At 69.4% G+C, this 25941-nt stretch carries 18 protein-coding genes and 1 pseudogene; 6 read left to right on the forward strand and 13 right to left on the reverse strand.

Features of this window, described 5'->3' with window-relative positions; genetic code table 11:
• The first annotated feature begins 511 nt into the window (after positions 1 to 511).
• Positions 512 to 2779: an NEW3 domain-containing protein gene (locus ACIBK4_RS22700; RefSeq protein ID WP_398996854.1), complete on the forward strand. Its 2268-nt coding sequence runs from the start codon at positions 512 to 514 to the stop codon at positions 2777 to 2779.
• Positions 2780 to 2828: 49 nt separating this feature from the next.
• Here the strand turns inward: ACIBK4_RS22700 and ACIBK4_RS22705 are convergent, their stop codons facing one another.
• From ACIBK4_RS22705 to ACIBK4_RS22725, 5 genes are all read right to left on the reverse strand, one after another.
• Positions 2829 to 4370, reverse strand: a complete 1542-nt coding sequence (locus ACIBK4_RS22705) for a sensor histidine kinase (RefSeq protein ID WP_398996856.1) — start codon at positions 4368 to 4370, stop codon at positions 2829 to 2831.
• A complete protein-coding gene (locus tag ACIBK4_RS22710) occupies positions 4367 to 5092 on the reverse strand; it encodes a response regulator transcription factor (protein WP_398996858.1) in 726 nt (241 codons plus the stop codon). The genes ACIBK4_RS22705 and ACIBK4_RS22710 overlap by 4 nt, the downstream gene beginning before the upstream one ends.
• A gap of 145 nt (positions 5093 to 5237) precedes the next feature.
• Complete coding sequence (gene acnA / locus ACIBK4_RS22715; protein ID WP_398996861.1) at positions 5238 to 7952, reverse strand: aconitate hydratase AcnA; 2715 nt, start codon at positions 7950 to 7952, stop codon at positions 5238 to 5240.
• A 242-nt stretch (positions 7953 to 8194) separates the two neighbouring features.
• Positions 8195 to 8974, reverse strand: coding sequence for a methyltransferase domain-containing protein (locus tag ACIBK4_RS22720; protein WP_398996863.1), 780 nt, complete (start codon positions 8972 to 8974; stop codon positions 8195 to 8197).
• 13 nt (positions 8975 to 8987) lie between these two features.
• Positions 8988 to 9911, reverse strand: coding sequence for a virginiamycin B lyase (locus ACIBK4_RS22725; protein WP_398996865.1), 924 nt, complete (start codon positions 9909 to 9911; stop codon positions 8988 to 8990).
• A gap of 456 nt (positions 9912 to 10367) precedes the next feature.
• Between ACIBK4_RS22725 and ACIBK4_RS22730 the strand changes: the two are divergent.
• The 3 genes and pseudogenes from ACIBK4_RS22730 (at position 10368) to ACIBK4_RS22740 (ending at position 12919) form a co-directional block, all read left to right on the forward strand.
• Positions 10368 to 11035, forward strand: a pseudogene (locus tag ACIBK4_RS22730) (class I SAM-dependent methyltransferase).
• A 70-nt stretch (positions 11036 to 11105) separates the two neighbouring features.
• Positions 11106 to 11303, forward strand: coding sequence for a DUF4236 domain-containing protein (locus tag ACIBK4_RS22735; RefSeq protein ID WP_398996867.1), 198 nt, complete (start codon positions 11106 to 11108; stop codon positions 11301 to 11303).
• A gap of 86 nt (positions 11304 to 11389) precedes the next feature.
• Positions 11390 to 12919 carry a helix-turn-helix domain-containing protein gene (locus ACIBK4_RS22740; RefSeq protein ID WP_398996869.1) on the forward strand — a complete coding sequence of 510 codons (1530 nt, stop codon included), beginning with the start codon at positions 11390 to 11392 and terminating at the stop codon, positions 12917 to 12919.
• Positions 12920 to 13293: 374 nt separating this feature from the next.
• Here ACIBK4_RS22740 and ACIBK4_RS22745 read toward each other — a convergent pair whose 3' ends face one another.
• The 6 genes from ACIBK4_RS22745 to ACIBK4_RS22770 form a co-directional block, all read right to left on the reverse strand.
• The gene (locus ACIBK4_RS22745; protein ID WP_398996871.1) at positions 13294 to 15255 is read right to left on the reverse strand and encodes a sensor histidine kinase; all 1962 of its coding nucleotides are present in this window, start codon (positions 15253 to 15255) and stop codon (positions 13294 to 13296) included.
• Between the two features lie 7 nt (positions 15256 to 15262).
• Complete coding sequence (locus ACIBK4_RS22750; RefSeq protein ID WP_398997297.1) at positions 15263 to 16006, reverse strand: response regulator transcription factor; 744 nt, start codon at positions 16004 to 16006, stop codon at positions 15263 to 15265.
• Positions 16007 to 16196: 190 nt separating this feature from the next.
• Complete coding sequence (locus ACIBK4_RS22755) at positions 16197 to 16790, reverse strand: hypothetical protein (protein WP_398996873.1); 594 nt, start codon at positions 16788 to 16790, stop codon at positions 16197 to 16199.
• 35 nt (positions 16791 to 16825) lie between these two features.
• Entirely contained in the window at positions 16826 to 17974 is a 1149-nt protein-coding gene (locus ACIBK4_RS22760) for an ABC transporter permease (RefSeq protein ID WP_398996875.1), read from the reverse strand.
• Positions 17975 to 18074: 100 nt separating this feature from the next.
• Positions 18075 to 18752, reverse strand: a complete 678-nt coding sequence (locus ACIBK4_RS22765; protein ID WP_398997299.1) for an ABC transporter ATP-binding protein — start codon at positions 18750 to 18752, stop codon at positions 18075 to 18077.
• Between the two features lie 62 nt (positions 18753 to 18814).
• Complete coding sequence (locus tag ACIBK4_RS22770) at positions 18815 to 20008, reverse strand: peptidoglycan-binding protein (protein ID WP_398996877.1); 1194 nt, start codon at positions 20006 to 20008, stop codon at positions 18815 to 18817.
• A gap of 584 nt (positions 20009 to 20592) precedes the next feature.
• Between ACIBK4_RS22770 and ACIBK4_RS22775 the strand changes: the two genes are divergently transcribed.
• Positions 20593 to 21327 (forward strand): helix-turn-helix domain-containing protein, encoded by a 735-nt coding sequence (locus ACIBK4_RS22775; protein WP_398996879.1) that lies wholly within the window; start codon positions 20593 to 20595, stop codon positions 21325 to 21327.
• On the opposite strand, the gene ACIBK4_RS22780 is transcribed toward ACIBK4_RS22775, so the two are convergent.
• Positions 21314 to 21697, reverse strand: a complete 384-nt coding sequence (locus tag ACIBK4_RS22780) for a peptidase inhibitor family I36 protein (RefSeq protein ID WP_398996881.1) — start codon at positions 21695 to 21697, stop codon at positions 21314 to 21316. The genes ACIBK4_RS22775 and ACIBK4_RS22780 overlap by 14 nt on opposite strands.
• A 110-nt stretch (positions 21698 to 21807) precedes the next feature.
• Positions 21808 to 22422: a TetR/AcrR family transcriptional regulator gene (locus ACIBK4_RS22785; RefSeq protein ID WP_398996883.1), complete on the reverse strand. Its 615-nt coding sequence runs from the start codon at positions 22420 to 22422 to the stop codon at positions 21808 to 21810.
• A 558-nt stretch (positions 22423 to 22980) separates the two neighbouring features.
• Between ACIBK4_RS22785 and ACIBK4_RS22790 the strand changes: the two genes are divergently transcribed.
• Positions 22981 to 25935, forward strand: coding sequence for an AfsR/SARP family transcriptional regulator (locus ACIBK4_RS22790; protein WP_398996885.1), 2955 nt, complete (start codon positions 22981 to 22983; stop codon positions 25933 to 25935).
• Positions 25936 to 25941 lie beyond the last annotated feature (6 nt).

The raw sequence follows: 25941 nt of genomic DNA on the forward strand, positions 1-25941 counted from the left end.
TCGGTGGGGAGTGGGGCGCGGTAATCGCGGTACGGCACTGGGAGTTGGACTTTGCTTTGTCACGAACATGACAGTTCTACGTCCCTTCGGTCGGCGGGTGCGAGGAACGTGCGGGGGTGGTCGCGTGGGGTGGGGCGACCCGACCACCCGGCGGGTTCCGGACCGCCGGGCGGGTGGGAGCGCTCCCACCCCACTTGCCCGTGAAGTTAGCGCGGACTGGGGCGGCTGTAAACGGCGGGGGCACTCGAAGTGGCGCCGAGGGCGGGCTTGTTCGGGAGCCGGGTCTCGGAGCGCGGCAGGGAACCTTGCGCACGGCGACCAGTCGGAACCAGCCCCCGCCTCACACCCCTCCCCTCACCGCTCCCACCACAGTGACCCCACAGGCTTGACCCAGTTTTGGCCAAACGCGCTATGTGGTGACTGACGTTCGGTCCTGTTCACTTGTCGCGTCCACGGGGTTGGTTCTTGACGTTTTCTGAGTCGAGTGGGCGTTGCGATGGAGGAACAGCTCATGAGAAGACAGATCCGCGGTGCACTGGCCGCGTTCACCGGAGCGCTGCTGCTCACCATGGGGATCACCGCGACCGGCGGTCAGGCCGCGCGGGCCGATGACAACGGTGTCGGGCTCAAACCCGTGCTGGGGTGGAGCAGTTGGAGCTTTGTGCGGCGCAATCCGACCGCGCGGACCATCGAGGCCCAGGCCAAGGCGCTCAAGACCAGCGGGCTGGCGAAAAACGGCTTCGTCTACGCCAACGTCGACGACTTCTGGTACCAGTGCCCGGGCAGCCAGGGCCCGGACGTCGACCAGTACGGCCGCTGGGTCACCGACCCCGTCAAGTTCCCGCCGCGCGGCAGCGAGAACGGCGTCCAGGTCGTGGCCGACTATGTCCACTCCCTGGGGCTGAAGTTCGGCCTGTACGTCACTCCCGGCATCTCGCAGCAGGCGGTCGCCAAGAACACCGAGATCAAGGGAACGCCGTACCACGCGCGGGACATCGCCACCTCGACGACCGAGAACAACTACAACTGCGGCGACATGGTGGGCATCGACTACACCAAGCCCGGCGCGCAGACGTTCATCGACTCGTGGGCCGACCAGTTCGCCGGGTGGGGCATCGACTATCTCAAGATCGACGGTGTCGGCACGTCCGACCAACAGGACGTCCAGGCCTGGTCGGACGCCCTGCACCACACCGGGCGGCCCATTCACCTGGAGCTGTCCAACAACCTCGACATCAACAACGCGGCCACCTGGAAGAAGCTCTCCAACGGCTGGCGTACCGGTGGCGACATCGAGTGCTACTGCGGTCCGAACGACAGCAGTTACCCCCTGACCACCTGGGCCTCCATCGCCTCCCGCTTCGACCAGGTCGCGGCCTGGGCGCCGTACGGCGGGCCCGGCGGTTACAACGACTACGACTCCCTGGAGATCGGGAACGGCGCGAACAACGGCCTCACCCCCGACGAGCGCCGGACGCAGATGAGCCTGTGGTCGCTGGCGGCTTCTCCGCTCATCCTCGGCACCGACCTCACCCATCTCGACCCGGCCGACCTCGCGTTGCTGAAGAACACCGATGTCCTCGCCGTCGACCAGGACGGCATCGACGCCAAGCGGATCTCCTCGGACACCGACTCGCAGGTGTTCGCCAAGACCGAGGCCGACGGGGATGTCGTGGTCGGGCTGTTCAACACCGGGTCGGCTCCCCGTGAAGTCGCCACGACCGCAGCCGCGTTGGGGCTGTCCAAGGCGCGCGACTACGGCCTGCGGGACCTGTGGAGCCACCAACTCACCGAGTCCACCGGCCGGATCGCCGCCAATGTGCCCGCGCACGGTGTGGCCCTGTACCGGGTCCACGGCAGCCACCGCACGGTGACCGGCGCGGCTCCGGATGTCTCGTTCGGGCTCAACTGGGCGCCCGCGCCCAGCGACAGCACCACCCGCACGGTGACCGCCGTCCTGTCCGACAACGGGTCCCGGTCGATCACCGATGCCGACCTGACCCTCACCGGGCCGGCCGGTACAAAGATCACCACGCACTCCGCGACCCGGGCCCGGACGATTCGCGGCGGCCACGCGCTCAAGGTCACCTACTCCGTCTCCATCCCGCCCTCTACGAAGCTCTTCGCCTCCAACGACTTCCAGGGGACGGCGAGTTACCGCTTCCGGTCCGCAGGGAAGACCCGGCTGACCGCCGGTGACACGATCACCGTCAACCACCAAGTCACCGCCCCCTACCGGACGTTCGCCTCCACCACGGCGAGCTTCAGCGAGTCCGGCACGCAACTCGGTATCCGGGCGCAGGGTGCGGATCTGTACAACGGCACGAACGAGTACGGCTCGATCTACCTGCCGGGTGCGGAGCACGACGGTTCGGTGACGACGGTGAAGCTCAACTCGCAGTCGGACACGGACGTTTGGGCGAAGGCCGGGATCATGGTCCGCAACGACATCACCCAGCCGAACACCTCACCCGGGTACGTGGCCCTCGTCGCGACCCCGGGCAACGGCTACCTCCTCGACTGGGACAGCGACGGCGACGGAAAGCTGGACTCGCAGGATTCCACCGGCACCGCCGCCTACCCCTCGTGGCTGAAGCTCGTCCGTGACGGCAGCAGCTACAGCGGCTATTACTCGACCGACAACGCCACCTGGAACCTGGTCGGGACGATCGATGTCCCCACCGCCGCGGCCACCCAGGACGTCGGCCTGACCCAGACGTCACACGCCTCGGGCACCACCGGCGAGGCCGACTTCGACTCGTTCACGACCACGCCGTAGGTCTGCGGCGACGACGGTGATGCGCGTCCGTCCGGTGCTCGGTGCTCCTCTAGACCGGTGCCGTGCGGGCGCGCATCGCCGTTTCCGCGGGCGGGAGTTCGGTGGTCGTGGCCGCCGGGAGTTCGATGGTGAACTCCGTGCGGCCCGGGACGCTGGTCACGTCGATGCGGCCGCCGTGGGCTCCGGTGATCGCCGTCGCGATGGCGAGTCCGAGGCCGGAGCCGCCCTCCTTGCCGCCGGCGCGGGTGCGGGAGGCGTCGGCGCGGGTGAAGCGTTCGAAGACCGTGGGGAGGAGGGCCGGGGGGATGCCGGGGCCGTCGTCGCGGACCCGGATGACGACGGTGCGGTCGGCGGTGGCCTCGACGCTCGCCGTGACCGTGGTGCCGACCGGGGTGTGCATCCGCGCGTTGGCCAGCAGGTTGGCCAGCACCTGGTGCAGGCGGGCCTCGTCACCGACGACCAACGCCGGGGCGTCCAGGGAGAGTTGGAGCTGCCACTCGTGGCCGGTGCCCGCCGCGCGGGCGTCCCACACCGCCTCGGCGAGCAGCGCCGCGAGGTCCACCTCGGCGGATTGGAGGGGTCGGCCCTCGTCGAGCCGGGCGAGCAGCAGGAGGTCTTCCACCAGGCCCGTCATGCGGGCCGATTCGGCGGTGACCCGGCGCCAGGCGAGGCCCGGTTCGATGCGGTCGGTGCCGCGGTTCATCAGCTCGGCGTAGCCCGCGATCGAGGCGAGCGGGGTGCGGAGTTCGTGGCTGGCGTCGGCGAGGAAGCGGCGCATGCGTTCCTCGCTGCGGCGCATCTGCTCCTCGCTGCGCTGGCGTTCGGCGAGCGAGGACTCGACGTGGTCGATCATGCGGTTGAGCGCGGCGCCGACCTGGCCGGCCTCGCTGCCGGGGTCGGTGTCCCGCTCGGGCACCCGGGTGAGCGCGGTGACCTCGCCGTGGCCGAGCTGCGAGCGGGAGACCTCGACGGCGGTGGCGGCGACCCGGCCCAGCGGCCGTAGCTGCCGTCGGATGACGACCGCGCACAGGCAGCCCGCCGCGGTCAGTCCGGCGAGGGCGACGACCGCCTCGACCGCCACCATGCCGCTGATCATGTCCTGGACGTCGTCCATCGGAAGGCCGGTGAGGACCCGGACGCCATCGCTGTCGAGGGCCGTGAGCCGGTAGGTGCCGAGGCCGGGCACGGTGCGGGTGTGCATCGCGCTGTCGGCGGTGACGCCCGCGAGGGCCGCGCGCTGGGCGGCGGTGAGGTTCTGGGGCGGGGCGTCCTGCCGGACCACTGCCGCGGCGATGATCGTGCCCTTGTCGTCGAACCGCGCGGCGAGCGTCCCGACGGCGTGGCCGTTCTCCATGAGGAACCCGAGGTCGCCGTCGAAGTCCGGGTGGTGCTGGGCGCCGCCCAGGCTGCGTTCGGCGGCGTTGCCCACCCGGTCGTCCAAGTTGCCGAGCAGATACGCGCGTTGGACGAAGACGGTGGTGAGGGCCATCGCGGCGCACACGACGACGAGGGTCGCGCTGATGAAGAGGAGGAGGCGGGTGCGGAGTGAACGGCCGTGCAGGCGGCCTCGGTTGCGGGTCAGGAGGTTCATCTGCCGTCCTCCACGGGCCGTAGGGCGTATCCCATGCCGCGCACGGTGTGGATCATCGGGGCCCGGCCCCGGTCTATCTTCCGGCGGAGGCTGGAGATGTAGACCTCGACGAGGTTGCCGCCGCCGTCGAAGCAGCTGCTCCACACCTGGTCCAGGATCTGGGCCTTGCTCAGCACCTGGCGGGGATGGTCGAGGAACAGGGTGAGCAGGTCGAACTCCTTGGCGGTGAGCTGGACGGGCTCACCGGCGCGCCGGACCTCGCGGGTCTCGCCGGTCAGGACGAGATCACCGAGGACGCGTACGGAGTCGTCGGCCGGGGTCCGTTCGCCGCCCGCCCGGCGCAGCAGTCCGCGCAGCCGCAGCACGACCTCCTCCAGGGAGAAGGGCTTGGTGACGTAGTCGTCGGCGCCCGCTTCGAGGCCGTCGAGGCGGTGCTCGATCGCGTCGCGGGCGGTGAGCATGAGGACGGGCAGCCGGGGGTTCTCGTAGCGGAGTCTGCGCAGTACCTGGACGCCGTCGAGGTCGGGCAGCATGCCGTCGAGGACGACGGCGTGCGGGGCGCAGGCGCGGGCGATCCGCAGCGCGCTCTGGCCGTCCGGCGCGGGGTAGGGCCGCCAGCCGGCCTCGGTGACCGCGACGGAGAGCAGCTCGGTGAGCGCGGGCTCGTCGTCGACGATGAGCACGCGTACGCGGCTGCTGCGGGACCCCGATGTGCCAGTCATGTCCTGATTCTGTCCCGGCCCGCTGGGGGAACCCTGTGTTCCACCTGAGCACTGGCGATGACCTGCGCGGACATGCGGCGGACAAACGCGGAGGGCCGCACCCCCGTCTCCGGGGATGCGGCCCTCAACTGCCCTGCCTGGTCTGCTAGTTGCGGATCAGGTTGCGCAGCACGTACTGCAGGATGCCGCCGTTGCGGTAGTAGTCGGCCTCGCCGGGGGTGTCGATGCGGACGACCGCGTCGAACTCCACGCCGGTGTCGGTGGTGACCTTGACCGTGCTCGGGGTGGTGCCGTCGTTCAGCTCGGTGATGCCGGTGACGGAGAAGGACTCTTCGCCGGTCAGACCGAGGGACTCGGCGGTCTGACCCGCCGGGTACTGGAGCGGGACGACGCCCATGCCGATGAGGTTCGAGCGGTGGATGCGCTCGTAGGACTCGGCGATGACGGCCTTGACGCCGAGGAGCGCGGTGCCCTTGGCGGCCCAGTCGCGGGACGAGCCGGAGCCGTACTCCTTGCCGGCCAGGATGACCAGCGGGATGCCCTGCTCGATGTAGTTGCGCGAGGCGTCGTAGATGAAGGAGACGGGGGCGTCGGCCTGCGTGAAGTCACGCGTGAAGCCGCCCTCGGTGCCCGGCGCGACCTGGTTGCGCAGGCGGATGTTGGCGAAGGTGCCGCGGATCATGACCTCGTGGTTGCCTCGGCGCGAGCCGTAGGAGTTGAAGTCACGCCGCTCGATGCCGTGCTCGGTGAGGTACTTGCCGGCCGGGGTGTCGGCCTTGATGGCACCGGCGGGCGAGATGTGGTCGGTGGTGACCGAGTCGCCGAGCTTGGCGAGGACGCGGGCGCCGGCGATGTCGGAGACCGGGGTGGTCTCCATCGTCATGCCCTCGAAGTACGGGGGCTTGCGCACGTAGGTCGACTGCGCGTCCCACTCGAAGGTGTTGCCCTCCGGGATGGGGAGCGCCTGCCACTGGGCGTCGCCCGCGAAGACGTCGGCGTAGGACTTGTTGAACATGTCCTCGCCGATGGCGTTCGCCACGACGTCGTTGACCTCGGCCTCGGTCGGCCAGATGTCTTCGAGGTAGACCGGCTTGCCGTCCTGGTCGGTGCCGAGGGCGGCGGTGGTGATGTCGATCTTCATGGAGCCGGCGAGGGCGTACGCGACGACCAGCGGCGGGGACGCCAGGTAGTTCATCTTGACGTCGGGGTTGATCCGGCCCTCGAAGTTGCGGTTGCCGGAGAGCACCGAAGTGACGGCCAGGTCATGGTCGTTGACGGCCTTGGAGACCTCCTCGGGCAGCGGGCCCGAGTTGCCGATGCAGGTGGTGCAGCCGTAGCCGACGAGGTTGAAGCCGACCTTGTCGAGGTAGGGGGTGAGCCCCGCCTTGTCGAAGTAGTCGGTGACGACCTTGGAGCCGGGCGCGAGGGTCGTCTTGACCCACGGCTTCCGCGTCAGACCCTTCTCCACGGCCTTCTTCGCGACGAGCGCGGCGGCGACCATGACGTACGGGTTCGAGGTGTTGGTGCAGGAGGTGATGGCCGCGACGGTGACCGCGCCGTGGTCCAGCTCGTAGGTCGATCCGTCGGGGGCGGTGACGGTGACCGGGTTGCTCGGCACACCGTTGCTGGCGGCCGGGGAGTCGGAGGCCGGGAAGGACTCCTTGCCCGCCTCGTCGTCGTCGGAGACGTAGTTGCGGACGTCGCTCTTGAACTGCTCGGCGGCGTTCGCGAGGACGATGCGGTCCTGCGGGCGCTTCGGGCCCGCGATCGACGGGACGACCGTCGAGAGGTCCAGCTCCAGCTTCTCGGAGAAGTCGGGCTCGGCGGCCGGGTCCAGCCAGAGGCCCTGCTCCTTGGCGTACGACTCGACGAGCGCGACCTGCTGGTCGCTGCGGCCGGTCAGGCGCAGGTACTTCAGGGTCTCGCCGTCGATCGGGAAGATCGCGGCGGTGGAACCGAACTCCGGCGACATGTTGCCGATGGTGGCGCGGTTCGCGAGGGAGGTGGCGGCGACGCCCTCGCCGTAGAACTCGACGAACTTGCCGACGACGCCGTGCTTGCGCAGCATCTCGGTGATGGTCAGCACGAGGTCGGTGGCGGTGGTGCCCGGGGTCAGCTCGCCCGTGAGCTTGAAGCCGACGACGCGCGGGATGAGCATCGAGACCGGCTGGCCGAGCATCGCGGCCTCGGCCTCGATGCCGCCGACGCCCCAGCCCAGCACACCGAGGCCGTTGACCATGGTGGTGTGCGAGTCGGTGCCGACGAGGGTGTCGGGGTAGGCCTGGCCGTTGCGCACCATGACCGTACGAGCGAGGTGCTCGATGTTGACCTGGTGGACGATGCCGGTACCCGGCGGGACGACCTTGAACTCGTCGAACGCGGTCTGGCCCCAGCGCAGGAACTGGTAGCGCTCGCGGTTGCGGCCGTACTCCAGCTCGACGTTCTGCGCGAACGCCTCGTGCGTGCCGAACTTGTCGGCGATGACGGAGTGGTCGATGACCAGCTCGGCCGGCGCGAGGGGGTTGATCTTCGCCGGGTCGCCGCCCAGCTCCTTCACGGCCTCACGCATGGTCGCGAGGTCCACGACGCAGGGCACGCCGGTGAAGTCCTGCATGATCACACGGGCCGGCGTGAACTGGATCTCCTGCGACGGCTGGGCCTGCGAATCCCAGGTGCCGAGGGCGCGGATGTGGTCGGCGGTGATGTTCGCGCCGTCCTCGGTGCGGAGCAGATTCTCCAGCAGGACCTTAAGGCTGTAGGGGAGCCGGGCCGAGCCCTCCACCTTGTCCAGGCGGAAGATCTCGTACGACTCGTCGCCCACCTGCAGCGTGCTGCGGGCGTCGAAGCTGTTCGCCGACACGACAGTCTCCTTCATTGATGTGCGCGTTCCCACCGCATCCTGCCGCTACGACGTCTTGGCCGATCCGCTAAGGTCAGGCTAAGTTAGGTAAGCCTTACTGCTGGGATCGGCGGAGTGTGCGGCTGCGGTGCACCTCGGCAGATATCTCGATGTCGAGATAACTCTAGTACATGGGGGCGGGCTGGTCATGCCCGGACCCGCTCGGAGCCGTTCCCGGCGGCCCGTCCCGGCCGGATCGGCGGCTACGGCCGCTCGGCCACGACGATGTAGAACGTCACCGCCGCGAGGAAGGGCCCGGTGGAGAGGTGGTCCAGCCAGCGCGCCGCCCCTTCCTCGGTGAGGTGTCCGGCGGTGACGGCTCGGCGGGTGGTCCGTTCCAGTCCGAGGATCTTGTCGGCTGCCTCGGCGTCCCGGAACACGGGCGTGACGGGGATGACGGTGGGCACCGCGAATCCGGCCTCCGCCGCCAGTCGGGGGAGCTCCCTGCCGATGCGGGCGTTGCGGACGACCTTGTCCGTGACGTACCGGGTGTAGGCGCGTGAGAGGTCGCTGTCCGGATGGTCGACGGCCAGGGTGTCCCAGTCCGGCTCCCCCATGACGAGCCGCCCGCCGGGCCGTAGCACGCGGTGGATTTCCCGGAGCGCCTGAGCGGGGTCGGCGACGTGTTGCAGGACCCGGTCGGTGCGGGCACGGTCGGCGGTGTCGTCGGGCAGCGGGAGGTCGTGGATGTCGCCGAGCCGCACGGTGACGGTGAACTGGTCGGCGGTGCGCTCCCTGGCGGTGTCGACCGTCGCCCGGTCGTGGTCGACACCGATCACCGTGCCTGTCGCGGTGACGGCCTGGGCGAGCGAGGCGAGATCCGTGCCGGGGCCGCAGCCCAGGTCCAGTGCCGTCTGGCCCGGACGGATGTCGAGTTCGTCGAGCATGCGCCCCTTGTAGAAGCGGCCCAGGTCGGTCGCGGCGACCCGGTCGAGGTAGGCGGTCCGGTCGGGGGTGGTGGTCTCGAACGCTGGTGAGGTCATGGGAGGCAGTCAATCAACTCCGGCGAGGGGAAGGGGTGTTGGTGGTGTCGAGTCGGGCGACCGTGCCGATCTCCAGGGCCGTCCAGACGGCGCCGTCCGGTCCCAGGGTGATGCCGTGCGGCTCGGAGGACGCGGTGGGGAGGTCGTGTTCGTCGATCCGGCCTTCGGGGGTGATCCGGCCGATGCGGTTGGCTCCCCATTCGGTGAACCAGCAGTTTCCGTCGTCATCGGCCGCGATGGCGTGGGGGCGTGACGCGCGGTCGGGCAGCGCGAATTCGTCGATCTTCCCGTCCGGCGTGATCCGTCCGATCCGCCCGGCGCCGATCTCGACGAACCACAGGGCGCCGTCGGCGCCGGCGGTGATACCGACCGGGGCGCTGTCCGGCGCGGGCAAGGGGTGGACCGTGACGTGGCCGTCGAGTGCGATGGCGCCGATCGCGTTCGCCTGGTTCATCGTGAACCACAGCCGGCCGTCCGGGCCGGTGACGACGGCCGACGGGAAGGCTCCCGAGAGCGGGAGAGGGAACTCGGTGACGTCGCCGTCGGGCGTGATGCGGCCGATGCGGCCGGAGTTCGCCTCGGTGAACCACAGGGCTCCGTCGGGGCCCGCGGTGATGCCGAACGGCCCGGCGTCCGGAGTCGGCAGCGGGAACGACGTGATCTCGCCGGTCGTGGTGATACGGCCGATCCCGTGGCCGCGGAACTCGGTGAACCACAGCGCGCCGTCGGGCCCTGTGGTGATGATCGACGGTCCGCCGGAAGCGGGGTCGAGCTGGTAGGAGGTGACATCGCCGTCCGGGGTGAGCCGGCCGATCCGACCGTGGTGGACCATCGTGAACCACAGCGCGCGGTCCGGGCCGCAGGTGATTCCGTAGGGGCCGGCACTGCTGTCGGACACGCGGAATTCCGCGATCGGCGGGGTCGGACGGTGTGCCATGGGGTGGTTCCTTCCTCAGCGGGCCTGGGGAGTTCGGCGACTGCGGATGCTATCCAGCGCGCTCCGCGACCGCCTCGGTCGGTCCACGTACGACGGCTCCGCATACGGCTCCGCGAGACCCACCCCGACCCCTGGTACGGGTACCCGGCCCCCGTGGTCCACTCCCCCGCGAAAACCGTTGGAGCCGACCCGTCGCGCGCCAGTACCGTCCCCGGAATGACCTATCTGAGTCCGCTCGGGTATCTGCTGGGACTTGAGGGTGCCGCCCTGCTGCGCGGCTTCAAGGAAGGGAGCGCCGACCAGGCGTTCGTCGAGGCCCGGACCGCCGAGATCCGCAGGCTGCTGGACAGCCCGGAGCTTGCTCGTGCCGAGGGCGTCACGGCGGTCCCCGGGGCGATCAGTACGGCCGCCGTCTATCAGGACTGGGCGCCGCACTACGACAACCCCGGCAACGGGATGATCGACGCCGAGCAGCCCGTCGTCCAGCGCATCCTGGACGGGCTGCCGGTCGGCACCGCGCTGGACGCCGCGTGCGGCACGGGTCGGCACACCGCCCATCTGCACCGGCTCGGCCATCGTGTGATCGGCTGCGACGCCTCGCCGGAGATGCTCGCTCGGGCGCGGGAGCGGCTGCCGGACGTCGATCTCCGCCAGGCCGATCTGCGTCAACTGCCGCTTCCCGACAACGCCGTGACACCGTCGTCTGCGCGCTCGCTCTGACGCACGTGCCCGAACTGGCCGTCGTACTGGCCGAGTTCGCGCGGGTGCTGCGGCCCGGCGGGCATCTCGTGATCTCGGACGCGCACATCATGTCGTCCTATCTCCGGCCCACCCTCCCCCGGCGCCCCGGCCCGGACGGCCGCCCGACCCTGCTCACCGAGTACCACCGCCCGCTCAGCGCGTACCTCACGGCCGCCCTCCCCCTCGGGTTCCGGGTCCGGCACTGCGAGGAACCCCGCCGACCGCGCCACTCCCTCGATCCCGGCGCCGCCCCGGACCCGCTGCCCACGTGGATGTCCTGGGACCTCCTGCACTGGGATCCCGAAGCGTCCGCCGCCGCACTGGACGACTCGCCGGTCGCGGTCGTCTGGCACCTCCAGCTCGACGACAACGGGGAGACGTGAGCAACTCCCGTTCTTCCTCGGATGATTGGCCGACTTCGGGGTACCCGGTGCCAGACGAAAGGGGGCGGGTATGCCGCTCACGTTCCGTAAGAGCTTCCGGGTCCTTCCCTGGCTTCGGCTGAACATCAACAAGGGGTCCTTGTCGTTCACGACAGGTGGCAAGAACGGCCCGCGTTACACGCGCAGCACCTCGGGGCGCCGTACGACATCGATGAACCTGCCCGGGCCGTTCGGATGGCGCAAGACGCGCACGAAGAAGGACGACTGACGGCAACCGGCAGCGCCGCTGACCGGCCGTCACCCGAATGGACCCCCCAGGAGGCGCCATCTCATATCTGAGATAACCTCGGCCTCATGGCAGACGACTACCTCGTACGTATCGGCAAGCTCATCCGTGACGCCCGGCAACATCGGGGCTGGACACAGACGCAGCTTGCCGAGGCGCTCGGCACCAGTCAGAGCGCCGTCAATCGCATCGAGCGCGGCAACCAAAACATCAGCCTTGAGATGATCGCTCGAATCGGTGAGGCCCTGGACAGCGAGATCGTCTCTCTGGGCTACGCCGGTCCGATGCATCTGAGGGTGGTCGGCGGGCGCCGGCTGTCCGGCGCGATCGATGTGAAGACCAGCAAGAACGCGTGCGTGGCACTGCTGTGCGCCTCGCTCCTCAACAAGGGGCGCACAGTGCTGCGCCGGGTCGCGCGGATCGAGGAGGTGTACCGCCTTCTGGAGGTACTCGGCTCGATCGGCGTCCGCACCCGCTGGATCAACGACGGCGTCGACCTGGAGATCGTGCCGCCGGCCGAGCTGGAGATGGACTCGATCGACGCGGAGGCGGCCCGCCGGACCCGCTCGATCATCATGTTCCTCGGCCCGCTGCTGCACCGCATGGACAGCTTCAAACTGCCGTACGCGGGCGGTTGCGACCTCGGTACGCGCACGATCGAGCCGCACATGATCGCGCTACGGCGGTTCGGCCTCGACATCGCCGCGACCGAGGGGCTGTACCACGCGCAGGTCGACCGGGCCGTCTCACCCGACCGCCCGATCGTGCTGACCGAGCGCGGCGACACCGTCACGGAGAACGCGCTGCTCGCCGCCGCCCGGCACGCCGGTGTCACGGTCATCCGCAACGCGTCCTCCAACTACATGGTCCAGGACCTGTGCTTCTTCCTGGAGGCGCTCGGCGTCAAGGTCGAGGGCATCGGCACCACCACCCTCACCGTGCACGGCGTGCCGACCATCGACGTCGACGTGGACTACTCCCCCTCCGAGGACCCGGTCGAGGCGATGAGCCTGCTGGCCGCCGCCGTCGTCACCGAGTCGGAGCTGACGGTCCGCCGGGTGCCCATCGAGTTCCTGGAGATCGAGCTCGCGGTCCTGGAGGAGATGGGCCTCGACCACGACCGCACGCCCGAGTACGTCGCGGACAACGGCCGTACGCGCCTGGTGGACCTGACGGTCCGGCCCTCCAAGCTGGAGGCGCCGATCGACAAGATCCACCCGATGCCGTTCCCGGGCCTGAACATCGACAACGTGCCGTTCTTCGCGGCCATCGCGGCGGTCGCGCAGGGTCAGACCCTCATCCACGACTGGGTCTACGACAACCGCGCGATCTACCTCACGGACCTCAACCGCCTCGGCGGCCGGCTCCAACTCCTCGACCCGCACCGGGTGTTGGTCGAGGGCCCGACCCGCTGGCGCGCCGCCGAGATGATGTGCCCGCCGGCGCTGCGGCCCGCCGTGGTCGTCCTGCTCGCGATGATGGCGGCGGAGGGCACGTCCGTGCTGCGGAACGTGTATGTCATCAACCGCGGTTACGAGGATCTGGCGGAGCGGCTCAACTCGGTCGGGGCGCAGATCGAGATCTTCCGGGACATCTGATCGGCGGGGGTGTCGTGCCCCTGGGAGATGAGGGGCACGACACTTCTAAATGCCTGCTGAACTGCTGTTACACACTTGCAGGACCCTCCATTGATCATCACTGTCTTTCATCACCTTGTGCAACGTGCGTGCAAGATGATCTTGAATTGGTGACGATGCATCAGAGATCCCTGAGTGGCCGTCAGTCTTCACGGAGAGTGCTCCCCCAAGGGGCCTCGCATTGTCCGCACCGACGGTGCCACTGGCGCGCGAATCACCCTGTTCCGGCCACCCGTCCCAGCCCAGGTCTCCCTCTACGACCCGTTCGCAGTTGCCCCCGTCATCCGGACACGTCGGTACCGCGCCCCATTTCTCCGAGCCCCTGCTGGCATCGCTCACAACGGCAAGTGGAGGGTGAAGACCGACCCGGTGCCGGCCGTGCTGCTGACGGTGACCGAGCCTCCGTGTGCCTCGGCCAGGCGTCGCACGATGGCCAACCCGAGGCCGCTGCCGCCGCTGCGCCGGTTGCGTGACTTCTCGGCACGCCAGAAACGGTCGAAGACGTGCGGGAGTTCGGCGGGGGCGATTCCGCATCCCGTGTCGGAGACGTCGATGACGACGGCGTTCCTCCCCGGTCCCCGGTGCTCCGTTTCGTGGCTGCCGAGCTCGTCTCGGTCTTCGACGCGGGCGCGAAGCGTGACCGTTCCGCCTGCCGGTGTGTGTCTGATCGCGTTCGACACCAGGTTGTCCACCATCTGCCGGAGCCGGACGGGGTCGGCGCCGACCGTGATCGACGGGTCCGCCTCGCTGCGCAGACGGACACCGGCCGGGGCGGCCGCTGCCTGGCCGGCCGTCACCACGCTCAGCAGGAGTTCGGCGACCCGCACCGGAGCCGGCGACAGGCGGAGTTCGCCGGCTTCCGCCGCCGATAGGTCCCGGAGGTCGTCGATGATGTGCTGCAACTGGAGTGCCTGCCCCAGCAGTGACGTCACGAGGTCGGAATCAGGGCGGGCGAGACCGTCCTCCACCGCTTCGAGCCAGCCGCGGAGATTGCTCACCGGTGTGCGCAGTTCATGCGCGATGTCATTGGTCATGTCACGGCGCAGGACCTCCAGTTTCTCGCGACGCTCGGACATCGCGTTGAAAGCCGCAGACAACCGAGCGACCTCGTCGCGACCTCGTACGGGGACCCGGGCGGTCAGATCTCCGTCCTCCATACGCGTGGCCGCCATGGTGACCATGCGCAGCGGGCGCACCAGCCGGATACCCGCCAGGCTTGTGACGATCACGGTGACCAGGACGACGACGGCCGCCCAGCCCGCGATCTTCGACCTGTTCGCCGCGGACAGGTCGAAGAACGTCGTCGCGGTACGGCTGTCGCTGTCGACGTACAACAACGCCTCCGGTGCCACGTACGGCGCGAGTTGTTGCGCGCGGCTCGTCGTCAGGCACGAGGAGACGGCCTCGCCCGAGGGAGCCGGAGTGCCGGAGGACGACCAGCCTCCCGCGATGTTCAGGATCACCGTCTCGGAACCCAGGCGTCGCAAACAGGCGTTGACGAGTGAGTCGAGCGTCTTCAGCGGCTTCGCCTCCGACGCGACAGGCGCGTTGAGAGTTCCTCGCGCGCACGACCTGGTGAGGACGAAGCCGTCGTCGTCGATGCCGGGCACGATCACGCGCGGACGCCCGCTCGGCAGGAGTTGGACGCGTGCCTGCACACCCGTGTTCTCGTCCACGCATTTCGCCACGCGGCTCGCCACCGTACGCAGCCGCCCGGCGTCCTGGGCGGAGAGTCTGAAAGGGCCGACCGCCCTGGGATCGATCGCTGGTGTCGCCGACCCCACGGTCCCGGAGAACTGGACGCCGTCCGCGCCCGGGGCCGTGGTGCCCAGTTGCGCGTCGACGGACAGCGGGTTCACGACGGCGGTCGCCTTCGCGGGCGGCCGGAAGACATGGCCGTGCTCAGGTGCGGAGTCCGCCAGGACCCGTCCGTCCTCCGCTGTCAGAACCACTCGGTGACCCGCCTGCCGGCCGAGTCGCTGCACCGTGCTCCGCACCCCGCTCCAGCTGGTATGGGTCGCCGCGTAGCCCATCAGGCTGTCGTACACGCGGTCCTCGTCGGCGAGCGCCTGTCCCCGCTCCCCGCCGAGTGCGACGGCGGTGGTGTGCAGGACCACCCATGCCGTCACGGTGATCGAACAGACCGAGACGAGGGCCGACACCGCGAGCAGACGTATCAGCAGGCTGCGCCGCAGCGGGACCGCGGAGAAGCGGGGATCGGCCGTCCTCGATCGCACCGGCCCGGACCGCAGCACACCGCGGAGCCGCACCACGAAGCCCGGACCGGCCTCGTCCATGGCGTGGTCATCCACGGGGTCGCGTCGGATGCTCGTCCACGAGCTTGTAGCCCACCCCGTACACCGTCACCAGCGGCATGGGCGGCCGGCTGTCGCCTCCGGCCACTCGCAGCTTGCGGCGCAGATTCATGACATGCACGTCGACCGTCCTGGGCGTGATGAAGGGATCGGAGCCGTGCAGACGTTCGAGTATCTGACTTCTCGACAACACGTGGCCCGGATGTTCGGCGAGCATTTCCAGCAGCTTGAACTCACCGGGCGTACAGGTGATGTGCCGCCCGTACGCGTGTACCTCGTGTCGTGCGACGTCGAGCGACACGGGACCCGCCCGCATGACGGAGTCGGGTTCCGCCGTCTCCGGGACGGTGGGCGTGGTCCGTTCGCTGCGCCTCAGCAGCGAACGCACGCGAGCCACCAGTTCACGCGGACTGAACGGCTTGGTCATGTAGTCGTCGGCGCCGAGATCGAGACCGGCCAGCAGGTCGTCCTCCGACGACCTGGCGGTCAGCAACAGCACCGGCAGATGCGCGAGACGCGGATCCGCGCGGACGATGCGGCACACGTCGAGCCCGTCGATCCACGGCATCATCACGTCGAGCACCATGAGGTCCGGGAGCCGACGGCGCAGCAGGTCGAGAGCCAGACGGCCGTCGCCTGCCACTGTGACGGTGTGCCCCTCGTGTTCGAGGTAACGGCGAATCAGTTCAGCCTGATCGGCGTCGTCCTCCGCCACCACTATGTCTGCGCACATACGAGCTTTTCCAGAAGACATCTCGCGATGTCGGTCGTAGGGGAATTCCGTCCGGTATCGGTCGATCTCGTATCGACTCGTATGGAACGGAACATCGAAGAAAGGCCGATATTTACCCTGCACTCGGCAGTGGAAAGCTGCTGGACAATATAGGCGATAGGACGGCCGAGTCTGCCGTGGACCATCGCCATCAGGACGCGGACCCGAAGGACTTGACCAGGCACGCGGTGTTGACCTGTGCGTAGTCACCGGGGACGTCGGCGGAGGTCAGCGTCCAGTTCATCGGCTGGCCGGCGGTGGCCGGCACGATCACCGCCGCAATGCCGTGGCCGTTGAGGCACTTCACCACGGCCACCACGTCCTGGTTGTAATGCGGATTCCTGGCGGGATCCAGCTCGGGCGGCTGAATCGGAGCCTTGTCCTTGCAAGCCGCCTCCGCCTTCGTGCGTACCGTGTCGCTGACGTGGCTCTTCTGCCCCATGCCGTTCTCGGCGAGACAACTCGCGTAGATCTTCCGGATCTGTTGCCGCTTCTCCGTGGTGTCGTCGAGCCGGAGCTGTACGCCCGGGGAAGCGTCCGGCGAGTCCTCCTGCGAGGTGGACCTTCCGTCGCCGGCCGCCGACGGGGAACCCGGCGAACCGGTGGCCGGCGGCAACGAGGCCACGGCCGTTTTCGCGGTCTGCCGGTCATGGCTGGAGCAGCCGCTCACCAGCAGCCCCCCGACGATCACGGCGGCGGCGAGAGGCGGCAGAGCGAGCCCGGATCGGCTCTGGTGCACAGGCATGTGCTGGTCCTTTTCCATGGAGAATTGAGCAGAGTTCAGGTGGTGGCGAGGGCCTCGGTCGGGGTGAGCCGCGACGCGCTGACGGCCGGATACACGCCGGCCAGCACACCGACCGCCAGGGAGGCGCCGACCCCGCCGGCGAACATGCCGAGGGGGATGAGGACGGGCCAGCCCTGGAGCACCGCGTAGGCAGTGGCACAGGCCGTCCCGATGGCCGCGCCCCCGCACGCGCCCAGCAGCGTCAGAACCACCGACTCGGTGAGGAACTGACCTCGGATGTGTCCCCGGCCCGCCCCCAGGGCTCGTCGCAGGCCGATCTCACGGCGGCGTTCGAGGACCGAGATGTACATGGTGTTGGCCACTCCGATGCCGCCGACCGCGAGCGCGATGCCGGCCAGCGCGACGTACAGCGTCGAGTAGGTACTCCGGGCGGCGCGCTGGGCCTTGAGCGCGTCGGAGGGATTGGTGACGCTCACGAAGCTCGGGAGCGGAGGGTAGACCGTGGCGGCGAGCACGGACTTGACGGAGTCGATCGCGCTGTCCGGAGCCTTCGCGTAGACCACGGTGGGATGTCCGTCGAAGCCCAGGTAGCGCTGGGCCGCGCCCCACCCGACGAACACGGACAGTTCCAGGTCGGGATCGAGCGGCATCGGGTCGAGGATGCCGGTCACGGTGAACCACCGGTCTCCCAGCCGCAGCAGCGGGGCGTCCTCGCCGACCGTGAGACGGCTGAAGCCGAGCGTGCCGGCCGCCTGGTACCCGAGGACCGCCGTCGGAAGTACCGCGGTCCTCGCGTCGATGAAGTGTCCGGTGTGGACCGAGCCTCCGACCAGGTCGAGCAGATTGGGCCGGGTCGCCAGAACGGTCAGCGCGGCGGTGTCGTCGGGGTTGTCGGCCTCGGTGCGCCGTACGGACCGGTGGGTGTTGGCGACCTCGCTGGTGGCCGTCACGGGTCCGATCCTGGCGGCCATCTCGGCGGCCTGTGACGGCAGTTCGATCGGCTGCTGCCCCTCGGGCACCACCGGCTGCGCTTTGAGCCGGTCGGTGCCCAGCGCGGTCAGCCTGTTCAGCAGGGCCTGCTGGCTGGAGGCGGGGACGGCAGTGACGAGGATCAGCGTGGCCACGCCCACCGAGATACCGAGAGCCGAGAGCAGGGCCCGGACCTTGCGCATGCGAAGTCCCATGATGCCGACCCTGATCAGGTCGACGGGCCCGAGGCGGACCACCTGGGCGCTTCTCGCACCGTTGTTCCGGGCGGTCGCTCGCCGGAGGGGCTCCACTTGGCTATCCGAGGGCACTGGTCGCTCCGTTTCGCGTGTCGCTGGTCAGACGTCCGTCGCGGATCTCCACGCGTCGCGGGAACCCGGCGGCGATGTCGCGGTCGTGGGTGATGACGGCGATGGTCGTGCCCTCCTGGTGGAGATCGGCCAGAAGTTCCATGACCGACGCTCCGTTGGCGGTGTCGAGCGCGCCGGTCGGTTCGTCGGCGAGGATCAGGGCCGGGTCGTGGACGAGTGCGCGCGCGATGGCGACACGCTGTCTCTCGCCGCCGGAAAGCTGTGCCGACAGATGACCGGTGCGGTGCGCGAGCCCGACCCGGCGGAGCGCTTCCGCGGCCAGGCCATGTCGGTCGCGGCGCGCAACACCGGCGTAGAGCAGCCCTGTTGACACGTTCTCCAGCGCGGTCAGCCCGTCGGTGAGATGGAACTGCTGGAAGACGAAGCCGAGCATGCGGCCCCGCACGGTGGAGAGTTGCCGGTCGTCGAGCGACGTGACGTCGGTGCCGCCGATCTCCACCCGGCCACTGCTGGGCCGGTCCAGCGTTCCCATGAGGTTGAGGAGTGTGGACTTCCCGGACCCCGACGGTCCTACGATGGCGAGGAGTTCGCCCTCGTCGATCGACAAGGACACCTCGTGCAGCGCGGTGACACCGCCCGGGAAGCTCCGACTGACGCGGTCCACGAGAAGGACGGGACGGGGTACGTCGTCGTCCAACGGTGGGGAGGTCCCGTGGTTCGCGAGGCTCACGAGGCGACCACCACGTCGAGTCCCGCGGTGAGGCCCTTGCCGCTGATCTCGACCAGCCCGGTGGCGAACATGCCGGTCCGCACCCTCACCAGTTCACCGCCGGGTCGTTGCACGGCGAAACCACCGCCGCTGAGGGCGAGCAGGGCGCCGATCGGCACCGTGAGCACGTTCTTGTGGGTCTCGGAGACGAACTCGACCTGGACGTCGGCGTCAGCGAGGTGCGCCACGTCGGACGACCGCTTCGGCAGGACCGTCACGTCGGTCTTGGGAGTGGAGCCGTCTCCCGCGTCCGGTTGCGAGGAGTCGTTCTGCCCGGTGTCGCCGACCGCCGACACCGTGCCGGGGACGTCCCCTCCGGGCAGCACGACGGTCACCGGGTCACCGGGCGCGATCGCGGACACCTGCTGGGCGTCGACGGGCACGGTGATCACCTTCCTCGGCGCGACATAGCCGAGGATGTCCTCGGCCACCGGGTCGCCGACCTGCGCCTTCACACTGCTCACGCGTACGGGCCCGGGAAGCACGAGCACATCGCCCACCTTCAGCTCGCCGGTCGGCTGGAGGCCCATGTCCTGCTGCCACTTCTTCAGCGCCGACACGAGGGACGCCGTGAACGCCGAGCCCTGCGCCCGCGGCTGATTCGCCGAGCGCTGCGCGGTCCCCTCGTGACCCACGTCGTAGCCCAGGGCCGCGAGGTTCTTCCGCAGCACGGTCACGTCGTTTCCGACCGCCCCGACCTTCTTCAGATCCCGGAAGAACGGGGTGTCCCCGTAGAAGACCGGTACGGGCCTGTCGTCGACCCGGTAGAGCGCCTTGCCGCGCCCGGTCGTCGTCCCGTTCGAGGGGAGCTTCGTCAACGTGCCCGTACCGGCGCCCTTGAGCTCCTTCGCCGGCCCGAATCCCAGGTGGCCCTGCACGGTCTGGCTGTTGCTCAGATCACGGCGGGTCACCTTGGCCGTGTGCACGGAAGGCGCGGCGGTGGCATGCGGGTCGGGGGCGCCGGACGAGTGCCGTGCCACGGCTACCGTGCCGGCCGCGCCGACGGCCACCACCGTCACGAGCACCACCGCCGGAACGCGACGTCCGTGACCCGTGAACCGGGAGAGCGGGGAACCTCCCCCGGACACCGACGCCCGGTCCTGATGCCGGTCCCGGTCCGTCGGCTCTTCTCTGTCTGTGATCGTGAGCATGACCCAACGGTCCCGGGCCGATGTCATAGGATTGTCAGCCATCGGTGAGGAGGTCTTGTTGCCGCACCGGGGTGACGTGCCGTCGGCTCTGCGGGGCCGTCCACAAAGCGTCCACTCGACGGGAAGTCGGTCGCACTACGGTCGCGGACTGTGCGAGCCGGGGGATACGCAGCGCAGCGGAGCGATGTCGAGCGCGTGCACACCGCGAGAACGGGAAGTCCATGGGAACCGCGTCCGACCAACAGCCACGTCCTGCCGCTGATACCGACCAGGCTTCCACACCGGTATCCGCCCCGCGCGAAACCCGTGCGAGATATCTCGTACGACCCGAGCACGGACCGATCCTGGCCCAGTTGTACCTGCCTGCACGGAGCGGTGGGAATCACGGGAATCGCCCGGGCTCGGCGAGGGAGTGGGATTTCGGGCCGTTCTCCTACATCCGCAGCCTGCGGTTGGGTCCCGCAGCGGAACGCGACGGTTTCCGCTGCCATGCGCGCGGCGGACAGGTCGGCAGCTTGCTCCACGGCGTCCATTACTCCGACGAATTCTCCGGTGTCTCGGGCGGTGTCCCGGACAGTGATTCCGTGGTCGCGCACTTCATCCGCTCCGGCTGGGCCCGATTCGAGAACGAGACGACATCCGTCACCCTCCTACCCGGACAAGTGGTCTTCCGGGACACCACGAAGCCCTGGCGGTTCTGGTTCGGTCCCGCGACCAGATCACGAACCGTGGTCGTGCCGCGGGACCAACTCGTCCGCCACGCGGTGGTGCCGGGGAAACTGCCGCAGATCGTCGTGACGGACACCGGCCTGGCCGAGGTCAGGCTCCTCACCGGATTCCTGGATCTGGCACGGCGCTTCGCGGACGACGCCCTCTCCCCTCTCGGGCGGAGCGTCAGCCAGGACGTCGGTATCCAGTTGCTGGCCGCCGCCATGGGCGCGGCCCGGACCGCCGAAGCCGGCGAGCACACGAACGTGGTGCTGGCCGCGGCCCGCCGGTTCGTCGACGAGCATCTCGCCGACCCGAACCTCGCCCCGGCCCTGATCGCTCAAGAGCTGCACATCTCGCTGCGCAGCCTGCACCGGGCATTCGAGGACACGGACGACTCCGTCATGGTGTACGTGCGACGTCAACGCCTGCGGCGGGCCCGCGTTGAACTGCTGACCCCCGGCGCACGCGTCGCCGGCGTCGCCGCGCGTTGGAGATTCTCGGACACCAGTCATTTCATCCGCCACTTCAAGGCGGCCTACGGCTCCACTCCGACGGCGTTCATCGAGAAGGAGAGCCGACGCAGAAGGCAGGATCTCAGCAGGGCTTGAACGAGGAGATCCGGTCGTTCCAGTTCAGTACGCTGCCACCCTCGATGAACGTCACCTTCCTGAGATCCCCGGAGGAATCCCCCGCCGGGAACACCACGTAGGAGCCTCCGTAGTCGGTGTTCTCGTAGAAGCACATCTTGACGGGGACCGGTTGGATCGAGGAGATCGCGTCGTTCCAGGAGCCCGCGCCGATGACGCTCGTCTTCAGATTCGACGCCGTGGTGGGGAAACTCGTGCAACTGCCGTAGTTGATGTCCTTACAGATGGTCACGGCTGTGGCCGCGCCGGCAGATCCCGGAAAAGCAAGGGTGATACCGGCGGCCATGGCTCCGATTCCGGCCACCACGGACAGTGTCTTCCTGGTTTTCATCGTTCTTCCTTCGGCACTCGTTCCGGAGATCAGGAACTCTGATACTTCGGCACAGAGCACCAGGGTGAATAGAACGACAGTGCCTCGATCAAGGACATCGGCGCCTCGGTTCAAGTGGACGGCGATCGCAGGACGGCGGCTGTCACCTGAGCGAGGAGCCACTCGTTCGAACGCTCCAGCGACCAGCCGAACACCTCACGGGTTCGGAGCAGGCCGTCGAGGCCGTAGTAGTAGGTGATGATCCGGGTCGCCGACCGTGCGTCCACGTCGTCACGCAGGGCACCGATGTCCTCAAGGTGACGGCAGATCACGGCGAGGCTGTGACGGTGCCGCCTGTGCGCGGTGGCGAGCACCGACCTGGACTCGTCGTCGTGCGGCGCGACGTCGATGACCACCTGGATGACGTCGCCCCACTCCTCGGTGATGTGGAGGTAGGCGGCGGCCAGGGCCCGCAGCACGAGGGCGGCGTCATCACCGGTGAGCTGGACCCGTTCGGCCATCGAGGCCCGCGTCCAGTTGTCCATGAGCGCTCGCAGCAGCCCCTGCTTGCCGCCGCACTGCGCGTACACCGTCGCCGGCGATACCCGACTCAGCTTCGCGATCTCCTGAACCGTCGTCTGGAAGAAGCCTTTCTCCGCGAACAGCCGACGCGCCGCGTCGACCACGGCGGCCCTGGTCATGTCGGGGTACTCGGCGCGGCGGGGGCGGACTGCGGTGCGATCCATACCGGGATGCTAGCGAGCAGATCCGCGGCTCCGTAAGTAGAGATACCATCCAGTGAATAGAGTCTGACTCCAGCAGGTGGAGGGAACCGTGACGACCGGCAGGCGCAGCACCCAGGAGACCGTCGGCCGCTCGCCGCGTCGTGCACCGATGTCAGCGACGTACGGAAGACCTGCGACTCCGTGACATGGTGGAGGTGTCGTCGTTCGCCGAGGCCGGCGTGAGCAAAGCCCTCGCCGGCCTCCACCCCCGTACAGCCCCTCGGCAGCAGGCCTGTTCCCCTCGCCGCTGCCGGCTTCGAACCGGCCGATGACGTCACGGTTGAAGCCGCGCCCACGCTCGTCAACCCGTCCGTGACAGCCGTCCGGGCGCACTCCGTCGTCCCCACGGCCGCCTGATCGACACCGGTCCGCGTGGGGGCGCGCGCACCACCCGCCTCGTGACCGTGCGGCGGCCCCGGCGCATTGCATCAACCAACGTGACAAGTACTCATACACATTGATCCGTGTGATCGGATCGACGGTCGGCTTCGGCCGTGGAACGCCCGGAAAGGACACCAGTTGGAGGAGGAGCTGCGGTTCTCGGTGCTGGGTCCGGTCAGGGCGTGGCGCGGCGGGGGCGAGATCGAACTCGGTCCGCCTCAACAGCGGGCCGTGCTGGTGGTGTTGCTGTTGGCGGAGGGCGCGCAAGTGCTGGCCGGCGGGCTGATCGATGCGGTGTGGGGAGTCAGCGCGCCGTCCTCGGCGGCCGGCATCCTCCGGACCTACGTCCACCGGCTGCGGAAAGTCCTGGAGCCGGACGGCGCCCCCGCGTCCTCGGTGATCCGCTCCACCGGCAACGGCTATCAACTGTGCCTGGGCTCCGCAGAGTTGGATCTGGATGTCTTCCGGGACCTGACGGCACGGGCCGCGCGTGCGCGGGGTGCGGGTGACATCGAAGGCTCGGTGACACATCTGCGGGACGCCCTTGGTCTGTGGCGGGGGGTGGCACTGGCGGGCGTGCGGGGTGAGTACGCGCTAGCTCAGCGGCGGCGGCTGGAGGAACTGCGGCTGTCCGCGGAGGCGGCCCGTATTACGGCCGAACTCGGTCTGGGCGCGCATGGACAGGCAGTGGCGGAGCTGACGGGTCTGGTCGCGGAGCATCGGCTGGACGAGCGGTTCCGGGAGCTGCTGATGCTCGCCCTGTACCGCTCGGGGCGGCAGGCCGCGGCCCTGGCCACCTACCGTGAGACGCAGTCGCTGCTCGCGGAGGAGTTAGGGGTGGACCCCGGTCCGGCATTGCAGTCGCTGTATCAGCGCGTGTTGCGGGCCGACGTCGACCTCCTCGCCCCACCGGCCCCGGCCCGACCCGCACCCGTCGAACCGGCCACACCTCCCGAACCCGTCGCGCCCGCCGAACCCGCTGGACCGGCCCTGCCTGTCGCTCCCCCTGCGGCCCCCGCCGCGATCCCGGCTCAACTGCCCGCCGCTCTGACGGTCTTCGTGGGCCGGGAGGCGGAGCTGGCGGAGGTGGCCGCGCTGCCGTTGGGCTCCACCGTGGTGGTGAGTGCCGTCGCGGGGATGGCGGGTGTGGGCAAGACCGCGTTCGCGGTGCACTGGGCGCGGCAGGTCGCCGACCGCTTCCCGGACGGGCAGCTGTATCTGGACCTGCGGGGCTTCGACCCGGTCGGTCTGCCGGTCGCGCCGGGGCAGGCCCTGCGTTCGCTGCTGGAGTCCCTGGGCGCCGATGTGAACGGGCTGCCGCAGGACGTGGACTCGCTCGCGGCCCGGTACCGCACCCTGCTCAGCGGCAGACGCGTGCTCCTGCTGTTGGACAACGCCCGTGACGCCGCGCAGGTGCGCCCCCTGCTGCCCGGTACTCCCGGCTGCCTGGTGATCGTCACCAGCCGCAACCGGCTCGCCGGGCTGGTCGCCATGGACGGTGCTCATCCCCTCCACCTCGACGTGCTCACGCTGCCGCAGGCCCGTGCGCTGCTCGCCCGGCGGCTCGGGCACCACCGGGTCGAGGCCGAGGCACAGGCGGTCGAGGAGATCATCGCCCGGTGCGCACGGCTGCCGCTGGCCCTGGCGGTCGTCGCCGCCCGCGTGGCGACCCGGTCCGCCATCTCCATGGCGGCCGTGGCGAAGGAACTGCGGGAGAGCGTCACCGGCCTGGACGCCCTGCGCGACCAGGACGCCACGGCCGACGTACGCGCCGTCTTCTCCTGGTCCTACCACGCCCTCACCACCGATGCCGCCCGCCTGTTCCGGCTGCTGGGGCTGCACCCCGGACCCGACATCACCCTGCCCGCGGCGGCCAGTCTGGCCGGCCTGAGCGCCGTACACACCCAGCAACTGCTGTCCGAACTCATCCAGGCCCACCTCGCCGACGAGACCGCCCCCGGCCGCTACGCCTCCCACGACCTGCTGCGCGCCTACGCCGCCGAACTCGCCGAGACCCTCGAACCGCCCCAGCAGGTGACGGCGGCCCGCCACCGCATGTTCGACCACTACCTCCACACCGGCCACAACGCGGTCGCGCTGACCGGCACCGCACGCGTACTGATCTCCTTGGCCCCGGCCGTCGACGGGGTGCGCGCCGAGGACTTCGCCGGGGACGCCGCGAAGGCGAACGCCTGGTTCGCCGCGGAGCAGGCGGTACTCCTCGCGCTGGTCGAACAGGCCGCCGCCCATCACTTCGACGTCCATACCTGGCAACTCGCCTGGGCCATGGCCAGCCATCTGCACATCTGCGGGCTGTGGCGGGAGCAGGAGGCCGTGCACCGCGCGGCGCTGGACGCGGCGCTCCGGCTGGACGACCCGGTCGCGCGGGGCCACGCGCATCGGGGGCTCGGTGCCGCCGCCCCGGGGCTGGGCGACCTGGCCGACCGGCGCGGTCATGTCGAGCGTGCCGTCGAACTGTTCACCCGTGCCGGCGACATGGGTGCCTGCGCCGATGCCTATCGGACGCTCGCCTGGATCGTGGAGTTGCAGGGAGATCTTGAGGGCGCGCTCGCCGCCGCGCAGCGATCACTCGCGCTGTACCGGTCCGTCTGCCGGGGGGCCGACGACAGCCGGGGGCAGCTCAGGATCGCGGCCGGGCTCAACGGGGTCGGCTGGAGCCTCATCCTCCTCGGCCAGTACCAGCGGGCTCTCGACCACTGCCGAGAAGCGCTGGACCTGTATCGAAGGCTCGGAGACGACCTGACTGCGGCGCACATCCACGACAGCATCGGCCACGCCCAGTACCACCTCGGGCAGTACGACGAAGCCGTCACCAGCTTCCGCAGCGCCCTCGCGATCTGGCGGGAGACCATCGACGCCTCCTGGCTGACCGCGGACACCCTCATGGGCCTCGGGGACGCGTACCTCAGCCTCGGACGAGGGGACGAGGCCCGCACCGCGTGGTTGAAAGGACTGGATGTCGCGGAGCGGCTCGGCCACACCGACGCGGAATCCTTCCGCACCAAGCTGCGGGGCCTCGACGAGTCGGGGGCTCCCTCGGCTTGTTCTCTGTGTCCGGCGCGGCCTTCGTGAGGCGCG

The organism is Streptomyces sp. NPDC050528 (assembly GCF_044457795.1).
Classification (GTDB): Bacteria; Actinomycetota; Actinomycetes; order Streptomycetales; family Streptomycetaceae; genus Streptomyces.

Coding starts and splice junctions, on each gene's coding strand:
- ACIBK4_RS22700 (WP_398996854.1), top strand. CDS start 512: ATGAGAAGACAGATCCGCGGTGCACTGGCCGCGTTCACCGGAGCGCTG.
- ACIBK4_RS22705 (WP_398996856.1), bottom strand. CDS start 4,370: ATGAACCTCCTGACCCGCAACCGAGGCCGCCTGCACGGCCGTTCACTC.
- ACIBK4_RS22710 (WP_398996858.1), bottom strand. CDS start 5,092: ATGACTGGCACATCGGGGTCCCGCAGCAGCCGCGTACGCGTGCTCATC.
- ACIBK4_RS22720 (WP_398996863.1), bottom strand. CDS start 8,974: ATGACCTCACCAGCGTTCGAGACCACCACCCCCGACCGGACCGCCTAC.
- ACIBK4_RS22725 (WP_398996865.1), bottom strand. CDS start 9,911: ATGGCACACCGTCCGACCCCGCCGATCGCGGAATTCCGCGTGTCCGAC.
- ACIBK4_RS22735 (WP_398996867.1), top strand. CDS start 11,106: ATGCCGCTCACGTTCCGTAAGAGCTTCCGGGTCCTTCCCTGGCTTCGG.
- ACIBK4_RS22740 (WP_398996869.1), top strand. CDS start 11,390: ATGGCAGACGACTACCTCGTACGTATCGGCAAGCTCATCCGTGACGCC.
- ACIBK4_RS22745 (WP_398996871.1), bottom strand. CDS start 15,255: ATGGACGAGGCCGGTCCGGGCTTCGTGGTGCGGCTCCGCGGTGTGCTG.
- ACIBK4_RS22750 (WP_398997297.1), bottom strand. CDS start 16,006: ATGTGCGCAGACATAGTGGTGGCGGAGGACGACGCCGATCAGGCTGAA.
- ACIBK4_RS22755 (WP_398996873.1), bottom strand. CDS start 16,790: ATGCCTGTGCACCAGAGCCGATCCGGGCTCGCTCTGCCGCCTCTCGCC.
- ACIBK4_RS22760 (WP_398996875.1), bottom strand. CDS start 17,974: ATGGGACTTCGCATGCGCAAGGTCCGGGCCCTGCTCTCGGCTCTCGGT.
- ACIBK4_RS22770 (WP_398996877.1), bottom strand. CDS start 20,008: ATGCTCACGATCACAGACAGAGAAGAGCCGACGGACCGGGACCGGCAT.
- ACIBK4_RS22780 (WP_398996881.1), bottom strand. CDS start 21,697: ATGAAAACCAGGAAGACACTGTCCGTGGTGGCCGGAATCGGAGCCATG.
- ACIBK4_RS22785 (WP_398996883.1), bottom strand. CDS start 22,422: ATGGATCGCACCGCAGTCCGCCCCCGCCGCGCCGAGTACCCCGACATG.